The sequence below is a fragment of the Thermostichus sp. MS-CIW-38 genome (assembly GCF_054058415.1).
In genome coordinates, this window is sequence record NZ_JBSSAH010000002.1 from 58,479 (window position 1) to 78,799 (window position 20,321).

The following is a 20,321-nucleotide window of genomic DNA, read 5'->3' on the forward strand; positions in this document are numbered from 1 at the left end:
TACATTCACCGTTGCAGATCGGGGATCGCTGTAACGTATAGATATGAACTTAAGTTAACATTGCCTTCCCCTGTAACCCAGTTGGAGGCCTCTAAAAGGAGTGTAATCTCATGATGCCGAGTGGCTCCAAAAATTCCGATAGGCCAGCGGCACAGTCAGGGCACAGCGATTTGGTCTCCGACCCGCCGATGCAAGCGGCTCCTTCTCCGGCAGGTGCTGCTGAGCTTTCCTCTGCGCGGCCGTACGTGGTGTTGCACGGCCATTTCTATCAGCCGCCCCGAGAGGATCCCTGCCTCAACCGCATTCAGCGACAGCCGAGCGCCAGCCCCTTTCACGACTGGAACGAGCGCATTTGGGCGGAATGTTACCGCCCCAACGCCTTTGCCCGCGTTCTGGACGACCAAGGACGGGTGGTGCGCATTGTCAACAACTATGAATTCTTGAGCTTTAACTTCGGCCCTACTCTCCTCTCTTGGCTAGAGGAGCATGACATTGAAGTTTACCAACGCATTTTGGCCGGCGACCGCCTCAGCGCTGAGCGGCTGGAGGGTCATGGCAATGCCATCGCCCAAGTCTACAACCACGTCATCCTGCCCCTGGCCAACGAGCGAGACAAGTACACCCAGATCCGCTGGGGAATTGCCGATTTCCAACACCGCTTCGGGCGCCATCCACAGGGCATGTGGCTGGCCGAAACCGCTATCGATGCAGCAACGGTCACAGCCTTGGTTGAGTGTGGGATCCGCTTCGTCATTTTGGCCCCCAGCCAAGCGCAGCGCATTCGCCCCTTGGGACAAACCGAGTGGATCGATGTCAGCCAAGGCCAGATCGATCCCCGTCGGCCCTACCGCTGCTTTACCCCCGATCGGGAGGGGTACTTGGATATTTTCTTTTTCGATGGCCCCATTTCCCGTGACTTGGGCTTTGGGGATATCGTTTACAGTACTTATTCGCTGGCGGAGCGGATCCGTTCCGCTCTGCGCTCGGACAAAGAGGGGGAAGCCTATCTGGTCAACTGTGCCACCGATGGCGAGACTTTTGGCCACCACAAGCGGGGTGTAGAACGCACGCTGGCCTATGCCTTTTGCGAGGAATTTCCCCGCCGGGGCTGGCAGGTGGGCAACTACAGCCATTTTCTCAGCCAACATCCCCCCACTTGGGAGGTGCAACTGAAACCGGTCACCGCCTGGAGCTGCGCCCACGGGGTAGGACGGTGGTCGCGAGACTGTGGCTGCGGAGCGGTGGGAGGGTGGCACCAACGCTGGCGGCAACCGCTGCGGGAGGCCCTCAACTGGCTGCGGGATCAGCTGGCCGAGATCTACGAGACGGAGGCCAGAGCCTACCTGCGGGATCCCTGGCTGGCGCGGGATCGTTACATCGAGGTGATTTTGGATCGGGAGCGCTGTGATGCCTTTTTGCAGGAGCACCAAAGCCACCGCCTCACCGCCGAAGATCGGGTGCAAGTGCTGCGCCTGTTGGAGATGCAGCGCTACAGCCAGTTGATGTTCACCAGTTGTGGCTGGTTTTTCGAGGAGCTATCCCGTCCTGAAGGGGTGCAGATCCTGCGTTACGCGGCACGGGCTATCCAGTTGGCAGCAGCAGTGGCGGATGTCAACCTAGAAGAGGAGTTTTTGCAGCGCCTGAGCAAGGCCCCCAGCAACCTCGACCTCTACAGAGACGGCAAGGGGGTCTATTGCGCCTTGGTGCGCCCCAGCTTGATCAGCCCGCAACGGCTGGTGGCTCAGCACGCCATGTTTTCCCTGTTTAACGGGATCCCCCGTTCCCAAGGATATGTGCTGGATCAAGTGGATCAAGAGCGCCTGACGATAGGCGGGTCGACACTGGCTATCGGGCGGGTGAAGCTCACTTTTCCCACCACCCGCGAAGAGCACGATCTAATCTACGCCATGCTCCATCTCGGCGGCTGGGACTTTCAATGTGGCGTCAAGCCGTTCGCTGGGCGGCGCATCTACGAGCAGATAAAAGCGCGGCTGCTGGCCGGATCCCACAGTCGGATACAGATGATCCTGACCCTGCAAGACCTATTTGGGCCGGAAACCTTCGACTTGAACGCCCTCGACGACGAAGATCGGCAGCAGATGATGCGCTGGCTCACTCAAGATACCCTAGACCGCCTGGCCCAGCTCTACCGCCAAACCTACCTGGACAATTACGGGGTCTTGATGGCCTTTCGGGCCGACGGCCTGCCGATCCCGGAAGAGTTGTTGGCTGCCGCTCAGATCACCCTCAACCAACGCCTGTTGACCAGTTTGCGGGCGATGGAAATGGAAGAGGGCAAGCGGGATCACCTGCTGGAATTGCGGGCAATTGTGCGCGAGGCCGAGCAGTTGGGGTGTCAGTTGCGGCGGGAAGAGGCAGCCCGGGTTCTGGATCGGCTCCTACAGCGGGGGATGTGGCACCTTGCCCACGCTTTTGAGCCGGAGACCTTCGGCGAACAGCTCTACAACCTGGAAGAATGGCTGCAATTGGCTGCAGACCTGCGCCTGCCCATCAACTTGGATCGCCTGCAAGAGCTCTATCTGACAGCGCTGGAGCGTCAAATTGGCCCGCGTTGCCCAGCTTGGCCCCAAGAAGACTGCCGAGACATTTCTGCCGAAAACCTGCACCGCCTCTTACAGGTTGGGCAGCGAATTCGGGTCAACGTCAATGCCTGGCTGCGTCACCTACACCCCCAAAATTAAACCCCCAAGATTAAGTTGAGAGCTCAGTGAACTTTAAAGCCATCGGGATGACAGGATTCGAACCTGCGACCCCTTCGTCCCGAACGAAGTGCGCTACCAAGCTGCGCTACATCCCGACTGACAGGCCCCTTTAACCGCCCGCCGAAGCTCAACAAGTATAGCACGCCGGCTACGAACAATGAGGACAAGGGATCCCCAGCAGAGAAGGGGATCCAATCTGCGCTAAGCTGCAAAAAATCCCCCCTCTCGTCAGCCCAAGTATGAGTCAGTCTAAGGGTTTCCGCAAATCCAAGCCTGAGAAAAAACCGGCCAGCTCCAACACTGCCAAGCGCAAGGAAGCCGCCAAACGGTACGACGAGCTGAAAGCCAAGGGGATGCCGGAGTTCAACATCTTTGCCCGCCGTCGCCAGCCCGCGCCTGGCCAGCCCAACCCTTGGCTGCCGGTGGGATCCCTGGCAGTGGGGCGTTCCAGCGCCATTCACCAGGCCATTTTCCAAAACGAGGAAGAACTCAAAAAAGCAGCCGTCAGGCTGTTTCCCCGTCTCGGCAAGGTGAAAGATGACCTGGAGTTTGGGTTTCGCCTCAAGGACAAGGACTTCCAAGACGAGCCGATCCAGGTGGCGATCCGTCCCCAGCCTTCACCCCTTCAAGTCTGGATGGCCAAAATCCGAGGTTGGTTGGGCCTCTCCAGCAAAGGAACCTCCAAAAAAGCTTAGACCGCCGCAAAGGCCCTGGGCAGCCAGCCCAAAATCAGAGGGTTGACCACCTCTGGGCGCTCGTCGTGGGGGCAATGGCCTGTATCGGGGATGGGGAGAAACTGGTAGTCGATCCCTTGCACATGGTTTTGAAAGCCGCGACCCCGTTGAATGGGCGTCCAGGGATCCCCTTCTCCCCAGAGCACCAACAGCGGGCAGCGCACCTGAGGCAATAGGGCTTCAGGAGTTGGGCCAGGGGGAGCGGTGAGAATCGAGGCAAACACCTGCTGAGCGCCCACATCACAGGAAGGGGCATAGAGAATCTCCACCAGCTCATCCGTAATGGCGGCGGGGTTGCGGTACACCTGCTTGAGAGTTGCGCGAATACGCTGCCGCTGCCGCACCCGATCGAACAAAAATGGCCCCGTCACCGGAGAAGCCGCCAGAGCGGTGAAAACACCCATGAAAAGGCGAAACATCGGGTTGAGCTCATGGGAGCGATGGTTCAATCCCCCGGCGCAGTTGAGCAGCACCGCCCCTGCTGTTAACTGGGGATGCCGGGCAGCCATCATCAAGCTGAGCAAGGCACCGATGGAATTGCCGATAAATACAGCAGGCTGCTGAATGTGCTGCTGCCAAAAATCCACCAGCAACTCCGCCCACAGATCCAAGGTGTAGGGGAGAGCAGGCTTGGCCGAGCCGCCAAACCCCAGCAAATCCAGGGCATAGACCCGGTATCCTGCCGCAGCCAGCACGGGGATGTTGTGCCGCCAATGGCCGATGGAAGCCCCAAATCCATGCACCAAGACCAGCGGGGATCCGGATCCCTGCACCACATAGCGAATGGCATGTCCGCGCCAGCTCCAGACTTGTGGAGCAAAAGGAGCAATGGCATCAACCGCAGAACCGGCAGGAGAAGCAGTCAGCACAGCCTGAAAACAGACCCAGTTAAAGATGTAGGTAGAAACTCAGAGCCATCCCTGTTCATCATAGCTTCGGAATGCCTTTGTCTCCCGTCTCTACTGCCCTGCCTGCTGCTGCAGTTGCGGGTTCAGGTGCCGCCGAGGTGGGGTTGGGCCGGTCAACATGGGACGAAAGCATGCTGGACTTCTTGGGATCCCCGCCCTTGGCTGGATGGCATAGCACCCGGGGATCAGCTAGAAATCGCAGGAGCCCCGCACTGTACCCGTAGGGTCAGTGTCGGGAGGAATGCGCTTTGATGAAGTACAATGAACTTATGAGCCAAATCCTGACCATCTCCTGCAAGCTCAAGGTGTCCCCGTCGCAAGCCGCTAAATTGGACGTGACGATGGATGCCTTTATGCAGGCACTGAACTGGGTCAACCAGAACACGCCGGAGAAGATCGTCAATGCGGTCAAACTGCAATCCCTTTGCTACTACGAGATTCGCGCCCGATTCGGCTTGTCCAGTAACTTGGCCCAGCAGGTCTGCAGACGGGTGGCCGGCGCCCGCAAAGTGGCGAGACAGCGCAACCGTCCAGTTAAAGAGTTCAAGCGTAGGTTCGCTACCTACGACGCTCGTATCTTCTCGTTCCGCGAGAAAGACTGGACGGTGTCGCTGACCACGGTGGAGGGTCGGGAGCGCTTTGAGCTGTCCATCGGCAACTACCAGCGTGGGATACTGGCGGGTTCCAACCCAAAAGCCGCCACGCTGGTCAAGCGGAAAGACGGCTCCTACTACATCCAGATTTGCGTAGAGGAAAAAACACCCAAGCAACAAGATACCGACAAGGTGATCGGGGTGGACTTGGGGAGGACAGATATTGCCCATACATCGGAAGGAGATAACTGGAATGGACAGCAGTTGAACAGAGTCCGCGACCACTACTCCCGGTTGAGGGCGGTACTCCAACGCAAAGCCAGTAAGGGCACCCGCAGTTCGCGGCGCAGATGCAGAGAACTGTTGCAACGGCTGTCTGGCAAGGAGAGACGCTTTCAAGTGTGGGTCAATCATCGCATCTCCAAAGCTATTGTCTCCAGGGCAAAAGCTACCAACAGCGCTATTGCTCTGGAAGACCTGACAGGGATCCGGGAAAGGGTCAATCAACAGCCACGCAGCAAAGCCGAGCGGCGTAGGACCAACAGTTGGGCGTTCTACCAACTACGTCAGTTTCTGGAGTACAAGGCGAGGGTTGCAGGGGTTTCTCTGATTCTTGTTCCGCCTGCCTACACGTCGCAGACCTGCCACCGGTGTTTGCACATCCATCCCGACCCTGCGCAATCCTACCGCAGTGGTAAGTCGTTCAAGTGTGGGCACTGTGGATGGGAAGGGGATGCGGATTTGAATGGTGCGAATGTGATTGCGCTCTTGGGGGCTGTCGTAAACCAGCCTAGAGGTCCGGGCTTGTTTTGTTCTCTGGTAGAGCAGAGCAGGCTCAGGGCTACTGAAAGCCCGCTCCGTACCGCTTAGCGGTCGGAGCCGGGTAGTTTACCTTTCGACCTCATTTCGACCTCATTATTACCTCATTATTTTGTAGATTTTGTAGCTCGGCTGGGTTGAGCAGAAAGAGCGCTGGGAAGCGCAACCCGTCCAAGGAGGTCGGAGCCGGAAGCCAGTTGGACAGGTTAAGGTGAAGAGACTGTTAAGATTCTTATGGTTTTGCTGTTGCCAAGGCAACACCGCACCAACTAACATCTCGCTACACTGCGACCGCTCATGATTCATCCTCTGCTGCAACGGCTGCACCAATCCACCCTGACCCCGCTGCGGGATATCCACTGGACGCCGGAATTGTTCGGAATCCTCTTGGTGTACTTTGTGCAGGGGGCGGTGGGGCTGGCACGGCTGGCCACCAGCTTTTACCTGAAGGATAGCTTGGGCCTCAGCCCGTCTCAGGTGGCGGCGTTGATGGGCGTTGCCATGAGCCCCTGGATCCTCAAGCCCCTCTACGGCCTGCTGTCGGATACCGTACCGGTGGCGGGCTATCGGCGTCGTCCCTACCTCTTGTTGTCAGGGCTTCTGGGGTGTGGGGCTTGGCTGGGGATGGCCCTGTGGGCACCGACGGCTGGTCTGGCCACCCTGTGGATGGTTTTGGGATCCCTGGCGGTGGCGGTAGGGGATGTAATCGTAGATTCGCTGGTGGTGGAGCGGGTACACGGCAGTGACTGGGCGGGGACGGGCACGCTGCAATCTTTGACTTGGGGGGCAACGGCCTTGGGATCCCTGCTCACCGCCTATTTGGGAGGAGCGCTCTTGGCCCATTATCCGCCGCAGGTGGTGTTTGGGCTGACGGCCTTTTTGCCGTTGTTCATCGCTCTGGCAGCTTGGGTTATCGCCGATCAACCGGTGGTGTTGTCTCAGGGCTGGGATCCCTTGCAACAACAGGTGGGGCAGGTGTGGCGGGCGCTGCGGCAACCCAGCATTTTGCTGCCGGTGCTGTTTGTGTTCGTTTGGCAGGCCACTCCCAGCGCCGATGCGGCTCTTTTTTACTTTGTCACCAACGATCTCGGCTTTGGGCCGGAATTTTTGGGTCAGGTGCGCTTGGTTACCAGCATCGCCAGTTTGCTGGGGGTAGGGATCTTCCAGGTGTACCTGCGGCGGATCCCACTGCGGCCCCTGTTCGGCTGGATGACCGTGATCTCGGCAGGGTTGGGCCTGACCAGCCTCATCTTGGTCTATCACCTCAACCGGGATTGGGGTATCGACGATCATTGGTTTAGCTTGGGGGACAGCCTGGTGCTGACGGTGGCAGGACAAATTGCCTTTATGCCAGTGCTGGTCTTGGCCGCCCGCCTCTGCCCCCCTGGGATCGAGGCCACCCTCTTTGCTCTGCTGATGTCGGCCTTTAATTTGGCGGGGTTTCTCTCCCAAGAGCTGGGATCCCTGCTGATGCATGGGCTGGGGGTAACGGAGACCGATTTCAGCCGGCTGGGGCTGCTGCTGATCCTGACCAACCTTTCCACCCTCTTGCCCCTGCCGTTTTTGGGCTGGCTGCCGGAAGAGAGCATGACCCTTGGCGGAGCAGAACTTGAGGCGGAAGCCCATGCCTCTCTGGAATCCTTTCTGCGGGATGTGCAGGCAGAAGAAGCGGAGACAGCCTTGGCGATGGAAGGGGTCTCTCTGGCCGAAACCGACCCAACCTAAAGAGACTCTGTCTGGCCTCGGGAAAGGCATACAGCCTCGGTGTCCAGCCGCTAAGATGGAGGGATGAGCTGGGTAGCCCCCACAACTCACTCGGATCTTTCACTTCAGGAGGGGACCGTGCTTCATCGTAGGATCTATCAACTCAGCCGCGAAGGCAAGGATGTGTGGATCTATCTGCGGGATCAGGGACGCTGGCTGGAACGGGCCAAGATCCTCGATATCGAAGGGGACACCATCCTAGTTCGCTACGAGACAGAAGATGAGGAGGAGATCTGCTCCTGGGAGGAGATGATTCGCCTGGAAAGCATTGGAGCTGTTGCTCAGCGCCTTTCCACCATTCCCAAGGGGATGCTCAGCACGTCAGATTTGCTCACCTCAGAAGACTGCCCTCCGGCTGAATTGCTGCATCCGCCACTGTTGCCTACCGAAGGAGAAGATCATCCCAGCAGCGAGCGCCTCGTGGAGGATTACTACCTGGATCGGGAGGCTCCTGCCGAGCTGCCGGTGCGCTCCAGTGGGGAAGATCTCAAACGGGCGGATCGTGCCCGGCACGATGCTGAAGGCACGGATTGAGTTCTCCGTTTGCCAGAGCGGCGCAGAAGAGCGCTTGACATCCTCAGGTTCAGACGCCAGCTCAGAAGCCTAGAGGTGGATGGCCCGGCCACGGCCAGAAAAGTTCTCTAGAGTTCACCTTGGCAGATGAAGGGGATCCCAAGGGCGGGATTTACTTTGCCAGGCCCTCAGTTGTGCAGGGTCGGATGGTCAGTGGGCCGTAGAACTCCTCTTGGCACAGCTCCACCTGAGAGCGGGCAGCCATTAGCAGCAATGACCAGAAGACTTGAATGGGGTGAATGGTCCCGCTGCTGCCGTTTTGATAGCTTTTTTGGCAAAAGTGTTGCTGGAGATCGACAAAGCTGATCTGGGTCAGACCCTGCTGCCAAAGCTGAGCCAGCAGAGATTCTAGCTCGGCGGTGGTTTCCAAAAGGTTTTCCGGGTGGGCTAGCTGAGTGATGGCCGACAGCGCTTGCTGGCGAGAAATCCGTTGGGCCAGCGGCTTTGGGGCAGCTTCGGGCTGGTGTTCCAGCAGGGTTTCCAGCTCTTGCAGGTGGGCGATGAGTTCTTTGAGGGTGATGGGCCGGGTACGTTGAAGACGGGGTGCTGCCCTGGGTTGCAACACGCGATCCAAGTGCGCCAAAGACCAGCTTGGCCAGGGATCCACTTCTACCTCCACCGGGCTGGGCTCACTTTCTTCTGCTTCCGGTTCTGCCAAAGCCATCGCCTTAAGATAGACCAACATGGCAGCGTGGAGCAGGGCTTGTCCCGACTCAGACAGGTCATGGCTGCTGCTGGTGGGAGCCATACGGGCCAGAAAGCGATCGATAACCTCGATGACCTGCACATCCCAGGGATCGATCTCGCCTCGTTCTGCCAAATCAATGAGCAGAGCAATTGCCTCTTCGGTCGGTGAGTAGGCCATAGCACCCCACAGCTCCCTGACCCTTACTGTAGCCCTCAGGCCGGATCCCGGCTATCTCTAGCCATCTCCCATGCCGATCCGAATCCTCTGGCTCAATCGCTGACGTGGTAATATAGAGATCCTGCTCTAGTCGATAGCTGCTAGAGTGGTATCTGCGGGCGGTTAGCACAGTGGTAGCGCACTTCCTTCACACGGAAGGGGTCACAAGTTCGAATCTTGTACCGCCCATACCCGCAAACCTGCTCCTGCAGCGAGCTTCAACAGTCCAAGTCCTTCTCCTGGAGGAGAGATACAGGCGGCTAGAAACGACTTTTTCCGCCCCGGGGTCTCCCTGAAGCGCGCCTTAGGGAGAGGGCTAATGGCTGTTGAGAACAACTCCGCTTGAGCTTCCAGCGTCTTTGCTGCCAGGCCAGTGGAGAAAGGGAAGAATGGTAGCCTAATCAAAGGGTAGGGTTGAGGCCATGCAAGAATTTCGTCCCGCTAACGCGATCAGAAACCTTCGCTTCATACTCCTGGGCTTGTGGATCTTGAGCCTGCTCGTTCTCCTCATCCAAAACTGGGGATCCCCGGCAAGGGTTGTGGTGGGTGGGCAATCGGGATCCCCGCTTCCTCTATCGTTGGTGCTATTGGCCTCTTATGGGGCAGGGATGGGGCTGGGATTTTTGTATGTAGGCTCCTGGCGATTGCACGACCGGGTGTTCCAGCGACAGGCCATCCGTAAGTTAACTCAGTTGAGCGACCGAGTTCGCTTTTTGGAAGCCCAGCTGATTCCCCCCGACCACTATTTGCCCCAAGATCTGCCGGAGTACGAGCCGGATCCCCAAGCAGGCCGCTATTCCTATTCCAATATCCCGCCGGAACGCATTCGCGATCCCGCTCCTGAGGACGACGATGCGGCAGCAGCTCCCAACTGGCGGATTGTCCAGCGGCCCTACGCCGACGAGGAGGAGGAAGGATGGGATTCCTAAACTGGTGGAAATCGTCTGCCGCTCCTGCGTCTGAGCCCGACCCCCGCCCTGAACCGCGGGGACAGAACAACTATCTGCTCATCGTCCTAGACAGTTGCCGCTTCGACAGCCTGCTGGCGGCCAACCCCAAGCACTTGCTGAAGTTGGGCCCTCTGGAAAAGCGCTGGAGCTACGCTTCCTGGACGGCCCCTGCCCATTACAACCTGCTCATGGGCCTGCTGCCCCACACCAGCCCCATCCACGTTTTTGCGTCCGAGCACTACAAGCAAGATTATCTGCGCTACAACGAGCGGCTCGGCACCCGGCAACCCATTGAGTTCAAGCATCTGCTGCCTCATCTCTATTTGCCGACGCTGCTGAAGCATCAACTGGGCTACACCACCCACGCCATGGTCTCCATGCCGGTGCTCAACCCCAGCACGCTGCTGAATCGGGATTTCGATTCCTACCGCCTCATGCCCCAGCACAACGATATGGCGGCCATGGTGGAACAGTTGCGCTTCGAGCCGGATCGCCCCAGCTTTTACCTGTTAAACGTGGGCGAAACTCACTATCCCTACGCGCTGCCCGATGAGGATCCCAGCTTGTGGCCCCGCATCTCGGGGGTGAATGGGGTGTTGAAGCGGCTGGATGAAGGAGAAGAGGACGGGATCCCCTTTTTCGATTCGGCCCAGTTGGAAGAGCTACGGCAGCGACAGATCCAGGCGGTGCGCTACCTGGATGGGATCTTTGAACAGCTGTTCGACCTGGTTCCCAAAAACACCTACATCACGGTTACAGCCGATCACGGCGAACTGTTTGGGGAGGGAGGCTACTTCGGCCACGGCCCTATCCACCACGAAAAAGTGCTGGAGGTGCCTTTTATCGAGGGCAAGATTCGCTAGGATGAGGCCCTCACCCCCAGCCCCTCTCCCTGAGGACAAGGGTGGCCATCGATAGCCCAGCAACTGGGCTTACCAGGATTGAGCCTCTGTTTGCCTGCCGGTTAACGCGATCGCCTGAATCGCATGGGCAGAGCCTCTTCCCTTTTGGAGCAGCTAGATCTGCTGGGTCTCCGGCTTGGGCAGGGTAGGATCCCGGCGGGGTTCGCCGTTGGCGCTACTCGGACGGAGCCCTTGCGGGGATCCTTTTACACCGGAACCCAACCCATCTTCGGCGGCCAGGTCGGCAGAGCGGGCGATCTCGTAAAGGCTTTTCACCACACTGCTGAGGGGAATGGCGACGATCACGCCCAGGATGCCCCCCAGTTGCGCCCCCACCAACAGGGCAATCAAGATCCACACTGGATTTAGCCCGATCAGCTCTCCCATCAGGCGGGGGGCGATGACCCGATCCTTCACCTGCTGCACGATCAGGGAAACCAGCACCACTTTAAGGCTGAGCCAAATGTCCTGAAAGGCCAGCAACACCGCCGCCGCCCCAATGCCAATCACCCCCCCCACCAGGGGGATGACCTCCAGCAGGCCGATCAGCAGGCCAAACAGGAGCCCGAAAGGTACCCGCAAAAACCCAAAAACCGGCACCAGCATCAAGGCCATGATGAACCCCAACACCAACTGGCTGATGAGGAAGTTCTGAAAGCTGAGGGCTAGGGCTTCGCCAATGCGCGGCCCCCAAGGTTTGGGGAAGAGGCTGAGCAACCCCTGCCAGAACTGGCCCCCGTAGAGCAGCATGTAGAGGGCCAACACCAGCACCAGCACCAAGTCGATCACCTGGTTGAACGTACCCAGAAGGAGATCCAGGGATTGGCCGGCAATTTTCTCGGCGCTGGCCTGCAGGCGGTTGAGAAGGGTATTGACCAGCTCCGTCTGGCCAAGGTTGATGTTGCGCTCGGCGGCCCAAAGGCTAATCTGGTCGAGCCAATTTTGTAAGGTGTCCACCCACTCTGGGATCCGCGCCCCCAGCTGCACCACTTGCTTGGCCAAGACCGGCACCACGGCGATCCCCACCAAGACCAGCAGCACCACCGAGAGAGCAAAGACCAGGGTGACCGCCAAACCTCGACTGACCCGATAGCGCCGCAGCACCTGCACCGGGTAGTTGAGCAAAAAGGCCAGCACCGCCGCTGTCAGGATGGTGGTGAGCAAATGCCCAAACAGCCGACCCACCTGTATGGCCAGCCAGCCGCTGATGACGATCAAGATCCAGGTGAGCAGCAACCGCTGCAAGGGTGAGAAGCGATTCATGCCGGAGCCATCCCCAAGGGATCCCAAAGCGCTTAAAAACCCAGGATGCTATACCCACTATCCACGTAGATCACCTGGCCGGTAATGCCGCTGGCCAGGTCGCTGGCCAGAAAAGCCGCCACATTGCCCACCTCTATTTGAGTGACATTGCGCCGTAGGGGAGCTTTCTCCTCCACAGCATGCAGCATGGCATGAAAATCGGAAATGGCCGATGAGGCCAAGGTGCGGATTGGGCCGGCAGAAATGGCGTTCACCCGGATCCCGGCAGGGCCCAGCTCGGCAGCCAGGTAGCGGACACAGGTTTCCAGGCCCGCTTTGGTGACGGCAGCCATGTTGTAGTTGGGCACCACTCGCACTCCTCCCAAGTAGGTCAAGGTGAGGACACTGCTGCCGGATCTCAGTAGGGGCTTGGCAGCCCGGCAGAGGGCAATCAGGGAGTAGGTGCTCACATCCATGGCCAGGGCAAACCCCTCCCGCGAGATATCGCTGAAGTTGCCGCTCAGCTCCTCTTTTTTGACATAGGCCAGGCAGTGAACCAGAATATCGACCTGACCCCATTTTTCGGTTACCCCCTGAAACAGATCGCTGATCTGCTGATCGCTTTGCACGTCGCAGGGGAGGAGAAAATCTGGCTGCAAGGGATCCGTGAGTTGCTGAACTTTGGTTTTGAAGCGATCCCGCTCGTCCGGCAGATAGGTAACCCCTAGGCTGGCCCCCGCTTTGTGCAGTTGCTGAGCAATGCCCCAGGCAATGGAGCGCTCGTTGGCAATGCCGGTTACCAAGGCTTTCTTTCCCGTCAGCTGTAGCATGGCAAAAAAAGTAGGGGTGTATTCCTTTCTATCCTCCCACAGGTGGGAGCTGGGGCTGGGAGAAGGGATCCCAGGCACTCCTGAACTCCCGTTAAAAAGGCCCGGCTTCCACAATGAAAGTCCTTTTGGTTGAAAAGGAATATTGTCTGCTGGATCTCCGCAGCCCTGTTACCCGTGCCGAAATCATCGAGCACCCGTGGTCGTTGGAAGATACCTCCCTCAACCGGGCTGATAGGTGGAAGCAACGTGCAGTTCCTTGAGCTGCTTCGCCTCAACGCTGGAAGGAGCGCCGGTGAGCAAACATCGCGCCTGCTGGGTTTTGGGAAAGGCGATGACATCCCGGATGGAATCTTCCCCGGCCAGCAACATCACCAGCCGATCCAGGCCGTAGGCAATGCCGCCGTGGGGCGGGGTGCCATACTCAAAGGCTTCCAACAAAAAGCCAAACTTGTCCCGCGCCTGTTCGGGGGTGAGGCCAATCGCTTGAAAAACCTGCTCCTGAATTTCCCGCTGGTAAATCCGCAGGGATCCCCCTCCTACTTCCACGCCGTTCCACACCAGGTCATAAGCCTGGGCCCGCGCCGTTTTCAGGTCGGCCAAGTCGTCGGGGTGGGGGGCGGTAAAGGGGTGGTGCAGGGCTTCCAGGCGATTTTCTTCGGCGTTGAACTCAAACATGGGAAAGTCGGTGATCCAGAGGAGATTCAAGGCGTTCTCTGGGATCAAACCCAGCTCCTGGCCCAGGTGCAGCCGCAGCCGGCCCAAAGACTCGTTCACCACTGCCGCCGGCCCTGCCCCAAACAGCAACAGATCCCCTGGCTTGGCCTGGGTGAGATCCAGCAACCGCTTCTCCTGCTCGGGGCTCAAGCTCTCTTTCAGGGCGCCGATGGTATCGAGGCTGTCGGGCCGCACCCGGATAAAGGCCAAGCCGCCCGCCCCATACTGGGTGACCAGCTTGAACAGATCCCCGCCTGGTTTGATGCGGGTGTTGGAGATCTTTTCATCGCCGCCGGGCACTGGCAGGATTTTGATCAAACCGCCCTCAGCCAGCACTTTGGCGAAGACTTTGAATCGGGATCCCTGAAACACCTCCGAAACATCCACCAACTCCATCCCAAAGCGGGTGTCAGGCTTGTCGGAGCCGTAGCGGGCCATGGCCTCGGCATAGGTCAGGCGCGGGAAGGGACGGGGCAGGTGGATCCCTTTGACAGTTTTGAAGATATGGCAGATCAGTCGCTCGTTGAGCTCCAGGATCCCTTCTTGATCCATGAAGCTCATCTCCATGTCCAACTGGGTGAACTCCGGCTGCCGATCCGCCCGCAGATCCTCATCCCGAAAGCAGCGGGCGATCTGGTAGTAGCGATCCACGCCAGCCACCATCAGCAGCTGCTTAAAGAGCTGGGGCGACTGCGGCAGGGCAAACCACTCGCCGGGGTTGACGCGGCTGGGCACCAGGTAGTCTCTGGCCCCTTCTGGGGTGGAGCGGGTGAGGATGGGGGTCTCCACCTCAATGAAGCCCTCTTCATCCTCTAGGAAACGGCGGATGGCCTGGATGACCCGGTGGCGCAGTTGCAGGTTACGGGACATGCGCTCCCGCCGCAAATCCAGGTAGCGATAGCGCAGGCGGATCTCTTCTCGCACTTCCTCTGCTTCTTCTCCCGAGACGCTGAAGGGGAGCTGCTTGCCGACTGGACTGAGCACTTCCAACTGTTCGGCGTAGATCTCGACCTCGCCGGTGGCCAGGCGAGGGTTGAAGGAGTCGGGGGGCCGTTGCTGGACAGTTCCCGTTACCCGCACCACATATTCGTTGCGCACTTCCCCCGCCAGTGGATATGACTGCGGAGTTTTCTGCGGATCCGCCACCAGTTGCACAATGCCAGAGCGATCCCGCAAATCCAGAAAGATCACCCCCCCGTGGTCGCGGCGGCGGTCGATCCAGCCGTAGAGGGTGACGGTCTGGCCAATGTGGGCCGGGCGGACTTCGCCACAGTAGAGGGTGCGGGCCGGGCGATGGATGGCAGCAGGCATGGAAGAGGTGAGAGAACAAGGGTCTGAGCCCCTATCATACAAAACTCAGACCTCCTGCCTCGACTCAGCTTCTCAAGAGCATTCAGGGGATCCGCCCAGGGCTACCACAATCGTGCAGGTGTTGAGGCGCATCATGGCGATGTAGGTTTCAGCACCGCTGCCTGCTTCCCCCAAAGAATCGGAGTACAGCTCCTGTTCCGCTACCTTGACTCCCGCTTCAGCGGCCACCGTTTGGATCAGGGCCGGGTTGAGGGTGGTCTCGGCAAAGACAGCCGGCACCTGTAGAGCGCGGATCTCGGCCACCAACCGGGCCACTGTCTGGGCGCTGGGCTGTTCTTCGGTGCTGATCCCCAGCAGGGATCCCCCCATTTTCAGGCCGTAGGCTTGGGTGTAGTAGGCAAAGGCATCGTGAGTGGTCACCAAAACCCGGTTGGGAGGGGGGATGGTCTGAATTTGCTCCCCAATCCAGGCATGAAGCTCCTCCAGCTCTGCTCGATAGGCAGCAGCATTGGTTTGGAAGAAGGTCGCCTCGCCAGGCACCTGTTCCGCCAGCTCTTGGGCAATGCGCTCCACCATGAGGATGACGTTTTCCACATTGCCCCACACGTGGGGGTCGGGAGTGGGGATCCCATCCTCCTCATTAGTGACGATGGGATCGAGGATCTCGGCCAAGGCAACCCGCCGCGCTCCTTGGGCCGTGGCTTCGATGAGACGCATCAACCCCGGCTCCAGGTTGTAGCCATTCCAGAACACCAAGTCTGCCTGCTCTAGGGCCACCCCATCCGCCGGCGTTGGCTCGTAGACATGGGGATCCATTCCCGGCTGCAGCAGGCTGGTGAGCTGGATGCGATCTTGGCCCACCTGCTCTACCCAATCGGCGATCAACGTAGTGGTAGCCACAACGCGGGGACGCGCCCATCCCGAACCGGCCAAGGCCAGAAAACTGCCGTTCCCGTCAGCGAGACAGAGTCCTATTGCCAAGCCGAAGGCCGCTACCCAACGGCGCCGCCCCCAAAGGAAGACAAGACTTTTGATCATCGTTTCATGGTTTAGATGTCCCTTTAGGGTACACTGGACTTACCGAAAATGAAAACAAAATGAAAAAGCAACTTCCTCCTCTCCCTCTTGGTCCGGCCAGGGGATCCCTGGTGGTGCGGGATCTGACGGTGCGTTACGGCAGCCTGCAGGTGCTGCAAGGGATCCAAGCTGAAATCGCGCCGGGGCGCATCACGGGCATCCTCGGGCCCAACGGAGCCGGCAAAAGTACGTTTCTCAGAGCGCTGCTGGGGTTGGTGCCGCTGGAACGGGGGGAAGTGCGCTACGGTGGGCAAGCGCTGTGGGGAGAGCAAGTGGCCTATGTACCCCAGCGCTCGGCCATCGACTGGTCGTTTCCCGCCACGGTGTGGGATGTGGTGTTGATGGGGCAGGTGAGAGCTGCTGGCTGGTTTCGCCGCATCGGGAAAAAGGGGCAGCAGCGGGCTGCTCAAGCCCTGGAGCGGGTGGGGATGGGGGCCTACCGGGATCGCCCCATTGGAAAGCTGTCGGGGGGACAACAGCAGCGGGTGTTCCTGGCGCGGGCCTTGGCGCAAGAAGCGGAGATCTACGCCCTTGACGAACCCTTTGCCGGGATCGACCAGCCCAGCGAAGCTATTTTGTTCCAGGTGATGCGGGAGCTGGCAGATGCCGGCCACATCGTGATGGTGGTTCACCATGATTTGGGTCAGGCTTTGGCCCGCTTCGACGAAGTGCTCCTGCTGAACCGGGTGTTGATCGCCCAGGGATCCCCGCGGGAGGTGTTGCAGCCAGCGGTGTTGCAGCGGGCCTATGGCCGAGCCCTGCTGCTGGACTCAGCTGCCTAGGGAGAGTTTGAGGTCAACAACGTTATGGAATGGCTCTGGCACAGCCTGGCGGATCCCTTGAGTTTTGCCTTCATGCAACGGGCTCTGCTGGTGGCGGTGGCCGTCGGCATTCTCTGTGCCGTGGTGGGCAGCTATCTGCTGGTGCAAAGCTTGGCCCTCCTGGGGGATGCCATCAGCCATTCGCTGCTGCCGGGCCTGGCCATTGCCTACATGCTGGGCCTCAACCTGTTTGTGGGAGCCTTTGTGGCCGGTCTCCTCAGCGCCCTCTTAATTCAATGGATCCGCTCCGCCAGCCCCCTCAAGCCGGATGCAGCCATGGGGATCGTCTTTTCGGCCTTTTTTGCCTTGGGGATCCTGTTGATCACTTTGATCCAACGGCGGGCTCGCATCGATCTCAACCACTTCCTCTTCGGCAACCTCCTGGGGGTGAATGCTGTCGATGTGCTGACAGTGGTGGGCATCACCCTTTTGGTGTTGGGGTTAGTGGCCCTCTTCTTCAAGGAATTGACCTTTTACAGCTTCGATCCCTTGGGGGCCAAAGCAGCCGGCCTGCCCACCGAGCGGCTGGGGTGGGGGCTGATGGTGCTCACTTCCCTGACGTTGGTGGCCAGCATGAAGGCAGTGGGCGTGCTCTTAGTGTTGGCCATGCTGATCACGCCAGCGGCAACCGCCTATCTGGTGGTGCCTCGATTGCACCAGGTGATGCTGTTGGGATCCCTATTTGGGGTGAGCGCCAGCCTGCTGGGGATGTACGCCAGCTACTACCTCAACGTCGCCTCCGGCCCAGCCATCGTCCTGGTGGCCTCCGCCTGGTTTAGCCTGGCCTTTCTGGGCAGAGTGTTCTCAGGAACGCGCTAGAAACCAGGGATCGCGGGTTGGGATCCCTGGCTCAAACCTCATCTGAGAAAGGGTAGATGCATGTTAACTCAAAAGCGGGAAGAGCGGCCATCCCGACTGCCGCCTGCACCGGCCTGCCGAGGCAACGCCTTGTTGACCCTCAAATCCCGGCCCATCCAAGTAGCGCCATCCAGCTCGTCGATGGCTTTTTGCTCATCAGCTTCGTTTTCCAGCTCCACAAAGGCAAAGCCCCGTTTACGGCCAGTCTCCCGATCCACTGGCAGCTTAATTTGCTTAACGGTGCCGTATTCGGCGAACACAAGTCGCAGGTCCTCTTCGCTGGCCTTGAAGGACAAATTACCTACAAAAATGGTCATGGTGTAGCAAACTCCGAACCTTACCCTTTAGCGTTCAGTTCGGAGGCTCACCTGGTTAAACCATTCGCTCAATCCGAACCTCATGCCAACCACATCTTAGTCTTCCCAATGGCATTTGCAAAGCCATCCTTCCAGCTTTTTGTCCGAGAATTGGGAGAACTTTTGTAGCAAGATGGAAACTCAGGATCCTAACCTTCATGGGCGATTGCTTTGGCCCAACGGTTGGCGTTTGGGAGCGCCGGGAGAGCGGGGATAAGGAGGCGGCGTGGGGGCTACTTTCTCCAGCAGTAGGCAGTGGCGCACCCCACGGCTGCGGGGTGTGGTGAAGGCTTCTACATGGATCAGTTTTCCGCCCAGGATCTTGAGGGCCCGCTCCAGCGTTTGGGCTTCTGCCTCCGTCCAATGGCCACGATAGAGAATGGCACGCCCCCCCACCTTGAGCAGTGGCAGGCAATACTCGGCGCAGGTCTCCGCCGAGGCCAGGGCCCTGGCCAGAGCAATATCATAGCTGCCCCGTTCCTGCGGGTCTTGCCCCCAAATTTCGGCCCGTTGAGCCACCGCCCGCGCTTGGGTGAGAGAGAGCCTTTGCAAGATGTCCTGCACAAAGGCAATCTTGCGTTGGGTGCTGTCCAGCAGGGTAAAGCGGGTTTGGGGCAGGGCAATTTGGGCCGGGATCCCTGGAAACCCTGCCCCGGTGCCGATGTCGATCCCCCGCCAGGGTTGAGCTTGGATTGCCTCCCAGGATCCCAGCAGGCGTAGGCCCCGCAGCGAATCCCACAGGTGTTTCTCCCAAAAGTCGATGGGATCGGTGATGCGGGTCAGGTTCTGGGTTCGGTTTCCGGCCATCACCAGCGGATAGAGCTGTTGCAGTTGCTGCTGCTGCTGTTCAGAAGGCTGCCAACCCAGCTCCGCCAGCCAGCTTTCCCACAGCGTCTTGAGCTGTGGGGGCTCAGAGGAAGAAGCGTCAGCCTTCTTCATCCCAGGGATCCCAGTTTCAATCCAGCGGGGATGGCTCTGTCGGCCCAGCCTTTCAGCTCTTGGGTCAAGCCCTGCAAAGAACGGTCGGTGCCCAGCAGCTCTTGGTTTAAGCAAACCAACTCCTGCAAATCCAGCTCCTGACAGTTGGCCCAATCTTCCGCCAGCAAGTTAATCGGCTGCGGCTGAGCCTGAAGCAACTGATGAGAGGCCAACTCCAGCTCTACATTCAAAAGCACCTGCTCCAACCGCTCTACCCGCTCCTGCATTTGCGCCAGCAGGGCTGCCAACTGCTGACAGCAATGGTGAACCCGCTGAGCATAGACCTTGAGCGGCAGGGTCAGCGGCAGCAACGACTCAGACAACAGTTGAATCAGGTGCTGGGCCTCCAGTTCTTCCAGTTGCAGGTCTTGCCAAATGGCGTGGTAAAGATGAAGCGAGCGACGACAGGCTTCCAGGCGCTGGTAGCAGGGCTGTAATACAGAACCGCGCAGCTCCTGCAGATAGTCGGCCCACAGTTGCCCAGCCTCTACTACCCAACCTGTCTGGAAAAAACTCCACCCCTGGGCCAACAGCCAACTGATCAACAGGCCCGCCAACAATTGGTTTTTTTGTCGCAACAGGAAAGGCGAAAGGTGCTCTCCCCAAACGGCTAACCCCAGCCAGATCAGGGCAGCCAAAGTCAAATGGGGCAAGCTGATCATCTCGGCCAACAGCTGGGCAGACCAGCGCTGGCGCAGCATCCAGATCACCCCGGCGCCCAAGCTGTACAGCCCTCCCCCCAACAGCGGGATCAACACCAGCCACAGGGGTTGTCCCCTCCACAGGTGCGATAGTGACCCATCTTCGCCCAGCGCATCCCAACTGAGCAAGTACAAAGCCAGCAGAGCCAAAACCACGACCCAGCCCTGCTGTCGCTTGAGACGGCGGGCTAGAAGACGACGGCGGCGGCGCAGATAGGTTTGAAAGGACTCGGCAACAATCGACATAAAAAAATGGCACTGCGGATCCCTACCAATACCCCCACCGGCCTGGAGCGCTCCTTCACGATCATAAGTCTTAACTTTGCTAGGTCATCTGGCTTCTGTATTGCGTTGTTGGCGGGAGTCATGCCCAGCCGGTGGCCAGCTTTTTCAGGGGCTCATCAGGCGGTTTTTCGGCGAGACTCCTCCGAGAAGCGCTGTTTTCTCGGCAAGCCTGACAGAGGCTTTTTAGAGCAGGCAGCCGCGTGCAAGCTCTCCACCCCTGTTACCATGGAAGAGCCCTTAATGTTTCTTTCGTATCCATCGTATCCATAGCCAAGCTA

General features: G+C 59.1%; 18 protein-coding genes and 2 tRNA genes. 10 read left to right on the forward strand and 10 right to left on the reverse strand.

Features of this window, described 5'->3' with window-relative positions:
* Positions 1–110 precede the first annotated feature (110 nt).
* A complete protein-coding gene (locus ACVWXZ_RS01120; RefSeq protein WP_457403395.1) occupies positions 111–2,702 on the forward strand; it encodes a DUF3536 domain-containing protein in 2,592 nt (863 codons plus the stop codon).
* A 42-nt stretch (positions 2,703–2,744) separates the two neighbouring features.
* Here the strand turns inward: ACVWXZ_RS01120 and ACVWXZ_RS01125 are convergent.
* Positions 2,745–2,818 (reverse strand) — tRNA-Pro (locus tag ACVWXZ_RS01125).
* 144 nt (positions 2,819–2,962) lie between these two features.
* Between ACVWXZ_RS01125 and ACVWXZ_RS01130 the strand changes: the two genes are divergently transcribed.
* Complete coding sequence (locus ACVWXZ_RS01130; RefSeq protein WP_457403394.1) at positions 2,963–3,418, forward strand: HHL1-like protein; 456 nt, start codon at positions 2,963–2,965, stop codon at positions 3,416–3,418.
* Here ACVWXZ_RS01130 and ACVWXZ_RS01135 read toward each other — a convergent pair.
* Complete coding sequence (locus tag ACVWXZ_RS01135) at positions 3,415–4,326, reverse strand: alpha/beta fold hydrolase (protein ID WP_457403393.1); 912 nt, start codon at positions 4,324–4,326, stop codon at positions 3,415–3,417. The two genes, ACVWXZ_RS01130 and ACVWXZ_RS01135, sit on opposite strands and share 4 nt — an antisense overlap.
* A 308-nt stretch (positions 4,327–4,634) precedes the next feature.
* On the opposite strand from ACVWXZ_RS01135, the gene ACVWXZ_RS01140 reads away from it, so the two are divergent.
* The 3 genes from ACVWXZ_RS01140 (at position 4,635) to ACVWXZ_RS01150 (ending at position 8,075) form a co-directional block, all read left to right on the forward strand.
* A complete protein-coding gene (locus ACVWXZ_RS01140) occupies positions 4,635–5,828 on the forward strand; it encodes an RNA-guided endonuclease InsQ/TnpB family protein (RefSeq protein ID WP_457403392.1) in 1,194 nt (397 codons plus the stop codon).
* Positions 5,829–6,074: 246 nt separating this feature from the next.
* The gene (locus tag ACVWXZ_RS01145; RefSeq protein WP_457403391.1) at positions 6,075–7,502 is read left to right on the forward strand and encodes a folate/biopterin family MFS transporter; all 1,428 of its coding nucleotides are present in this window, start codon (positions 6,075–6,077) and stop codon (positions 7,500–7,502) included.
* A 117-nt stretch (positions 7,503–7,619) separates the two neighbouring features.
* A complete protein-coding gene (locus ACVWXZ_RS01150) occupies positions 7,620–8,075 on the forward strand; it encodes a DUF6679 family protein (protein ID WP_011432782.1) in 456 nt (151 codons plus the stop codon).
* 151 nt (positions 8,076–8,226) lie between these two features.
* On the opposite strand, the gene ACVWXZ_RS01155 is transcribed toward ACVWXZ_RS01150, so the two are convergent.
* Positions 8,227–8,979: a segregation/condensation protein A gene (locus tag ACVWXZ_RS01155; protein ID WP_414349871.1), complete on the reverse strand. Its 753-nt coding sequence runs from the start codon at positions 8,977–8,979 to the stop codon at positions 8,227–8,229.
* Between the two features lie 156 nt (positions 8,980–9,135).
* Here ACVWXZ_RS01155 and ACVWXZ_RS01160 point away from each other — a divergent pair.
* The 3 genes from ACVWXZ_RS01160 (at position 9,136) to ACVWXZ_RS01170 (ending at position 10,831) form a co-directional block, all read left to right on the forward strand.
* Positions 9,136–9,207 (forward strand) — tRNA-Val (locus ACVWXZ_RS01160).
* Positions 9,208–9,506: 299 nt separating this feature from the next.
* Positions 9,507–9,947, forward strand: coding sequence for a hypothetical protein (locus tag ACVWXZ_RS01165; RefSeq protein ID WP_238376922.1), 441 nt, complete (start codon positions 9,507–9,509; stop codon positions 9,945–9,947).
* Positions 9,935–10,831 (forward strand): sulfatase-like hydrolase/transferase, encoded by an 897-nt coding sequence (locus ACVWXZ_RS01170; protein WP_011432786.1) that lies wholly within the window; start codon positions 9,935–9,937, stop codon positions 10,829–10,831. Before ACVWXZ_RS01165 ends, ACVWXZ_RS01170 begins: the two co-directional genes overlap by 13 nt.
* A gap of 153 nt (positions 10,832–10,984) precedes the next feature.
* On the opposite strand, the gene ACVWXZ_RS01175 is transcribed toward ACVWXZ_RS01170, so the two are convergent.
* From ACVWXZ_RS01175 to ACVWXZ_RS01190, 4 genes are all read right to left on the reverse strand, one after another.
* Entirely contained in the window at positions 10,985–12,133 is a 1,149-nt protein-coding gene (locus tag ACVWXZ_RS01175) for an AI-2E family transporter (protein ID WP_414341734.1), read from the reverse strand.
* Positions 12,134–12,165: 32 nt separating this feature from the next.
* A complete protein-coding gene (gene fabI / locus ACVWXZ_RS01180) occupies positions 12,166–12,942 on the reverse strand; it encodes an enoyl-ACP reductase FabI (RefSeq protein ID WP_011432788.1) in 777 nt (258 codons plus the stop codon).
* Positions 12,943–13,161: 219 nt separating this feature from the next.
* Entirely contained in the window at positions 13,162–14,967 is a 1,806-nt protein-coding gene (aspS, locus tag ACVWXZ_RS01185; protein WP_457403390.1) for an aspartate--tRNA ligase, read from the reverse strand.
* A gap of 72 nt (positions 14,968–15,039) precedes the next feature.
* Positions 15,040–16,005 carry a metal ABC transporter solute-binding protein, Zn/Mn family gene (locus ACVWXZ_RS01190; RefSeq protein WP_457482032.1) on the reverse strand — a complete coding sequence of 322 codons (966 nt, stop codon included), beginning with the start codon at positions 16,003–16,005 and terminating at the stop codon, positions 15,040–15,042.
* A gap of 59 nt (positions 16,006–16,064) precedes the next feature.
* Here ACVWXZ_RS01190 and ACVWXZ_RS01195 point away from each other — a divergent pair, with 59 nt between their 5' ends.
* Both ACVWXZ_RS01195 and ACVWXZ_RS01200 read left to right on the forward strand, forming a co-directional pair.
* Positions 16,065–16,826: a metal ABC transporter ATP-binding protein gene (locus ACVWXZ_RS01195; protein ID WP_457482033.1), complete on the forward strand. Its 762-nt coding sequence runs from the start codon at positions 16,065–16,067 to the stop codon at positions 16,824–16,826.
* A gap of 24 nt (positions 16,827–16,850) precedes the next feature.
* Positions 16,851–17,684: a metal ABC transporter permease gene (locus ACVWXZ_RS01200; RefSeq protein ID WP_011432792.1), complete on the forward strand. Its 834-nt coding sequence runs from the start codon at positions 16,851–16,853 to the stop codon at positions 17,682–17,684.
* A 68-nt stretch (positions 17,685–17,752) separates the two neighbouring features.
* On the opposite strand, the gene ACVWXZ_RS01205 is transcribed toward ACVWXZ_RS01200, so the two are convergent.
* The 3 genes from ACVWXZ_RS01205 to ACVWXZ_RS01215 form a co-directional block, all read right to left on the reverse strand.
* Positions 17,753–18,040: an RNA recognition motif domain-containing protein gene (locus ACVWXZ_RS01205; protein WP_414329140.1), complete on the reverse strand. Its 288-nt coding sequence runs from the start codon at positions 18,038–18,040 to the stop codon at positions 17,753–17,755.
* Between the two features lie 195 nt (positions 18,041–18,235).
* Entirely contained in the window at positions 18,236–19,018 is a 783-nt protein-coding gene (gene rsmG / locus ACVWXZ_RS01210) for a 16S rRNA (guanine(527)-N(7))-methyltransferase RsmG (RefSeq protein WP_457482034.1), read from the reverse strand.
* On the reverse strand, positions 19,015–20,004 hold the full coding sequence (locus ACVWXZ_RS01215) for a hypothetical protein (RefSeq protein ID WP_457482035.1): 990 nt from the start codon (positions 20,002–20,004) through the stop codon (positions 19,015–19,017). Before ACVWXZ_RS01215 ends, rsmG begins: the two co-directional genes overlap by 4 nt.
* Between the last annotated feature and the right edge of the window lie 317 nt (positions 20,005–20,321).

Bases quoted from the DNA above. Each gene is read 5' to 3' on its own strand.
- ACVWXZ_RS01120 (WP_457403395.1), top strand. From the start codon at position 111: ATGATGCCGAGTGGCTCCAAAAATTCCGATAGGCCAGCGGCACAGTCA.
- ACVWXZ_RS01130 (WP_457403394.1), top strand. From the start codon at position 2,963: ATGAGTCAGTCTAAGGGTTTCCGCAAATCCAAGCCTGAGAAAAAACCG.
- ACVWXZ_RS01140 (WP_457403392.1), top strand. From the start codon at position 4,635: ATGAGCCAAATCCTGACCATCTCCTGCAAGCTCAAGGTGTCCCCGTCG.
- ACVWXZ_RS01145 (WP_457403391.1), top strand. From the start codon at position 6,075: ATGATTCATCCTCTGCTGCAACGGCTGCACCAATCCACCCTGACCCCG.
- ACVWXZ_RS01155 (WP_414349871.1), bottom strand. From the start codon at position 8,979: ATGGCCTACTCACCGACCGAAGAGGCAATTGCTCTGCTCATTGATTTG.
- ACVWXZ_RS01170 (WP_011432786.1), top strand. From the start codon at position 9,935: ATGGGATTCCTAAACTGGTGGAAATCGTCTGCCGCTCCTGCGTCTGAG.
- ACVWXZ_RS01175 (WP_414341734.1), bottom strand. From the start codon at position 12,133: ATGAATCGCTTCTCACCCTTGCAGCGGTTGCTGCTCACCTGGATCTTG.
- fabI (WP_011432788.1), bottom strand. From the start codon at position 12,942: ATGCTACAGCTGACGGGAAAGAAAGCCTTGGTAACCGGCATTGCCAAC.
- aspS (WP_457403390.1), bottom strand. From the start codon at position 14,967: ATGCCTGCTGCCATCCATCGCCCGGCCCGCACCCTCTACTGTGGCGAA.
- ACVWXZ_RS01190 (WP_457482032.1), bottom strand. From the start codon at position 16,005: ATGATCAAAAGTCTTGTCTTCCTTTGGGGGCGGCGCCGTTGGGTAGCG.
- ACVWXZ_RS01195 (WP_457482033.1), top strand. From the start codon at position 16,065: ATGAAAAAGCAACTTCCTCCTCTCCCTCTTGGTCCGGCCAGGGGATCC.
- ACVWXZ_RS01200 (WP_011432792.1), top strand. From the start codon at position 16,851: ATGGAATGGCTCTGGCACAGCCTGGCGGATCCCTTGAGTTTTGCCTTC.
- ACVWXZ_RS01205 (WP_414329140.1), bottom strand. From the start codon at position 18,040: ATGACCATTTTTGTAGGTAATTTGTCCTTCAAGGCCAGCGAAGAGGAC.
- rsmG (WP_457482034.1), bottom strand. From the start codon at position 19,018: ATGAAGAAGGCTGACGCTTCTTCCTCTGAGCCCCCACAGCTCAAGACG.
- ACVWXZ_RS01215 (WP_457482035.1), bottom strand. From the start codon at position 20,004: ATGTCGATTGTTGCCGAGTCCTTTCAAACCTATCTGCGCCGCCGCCGT.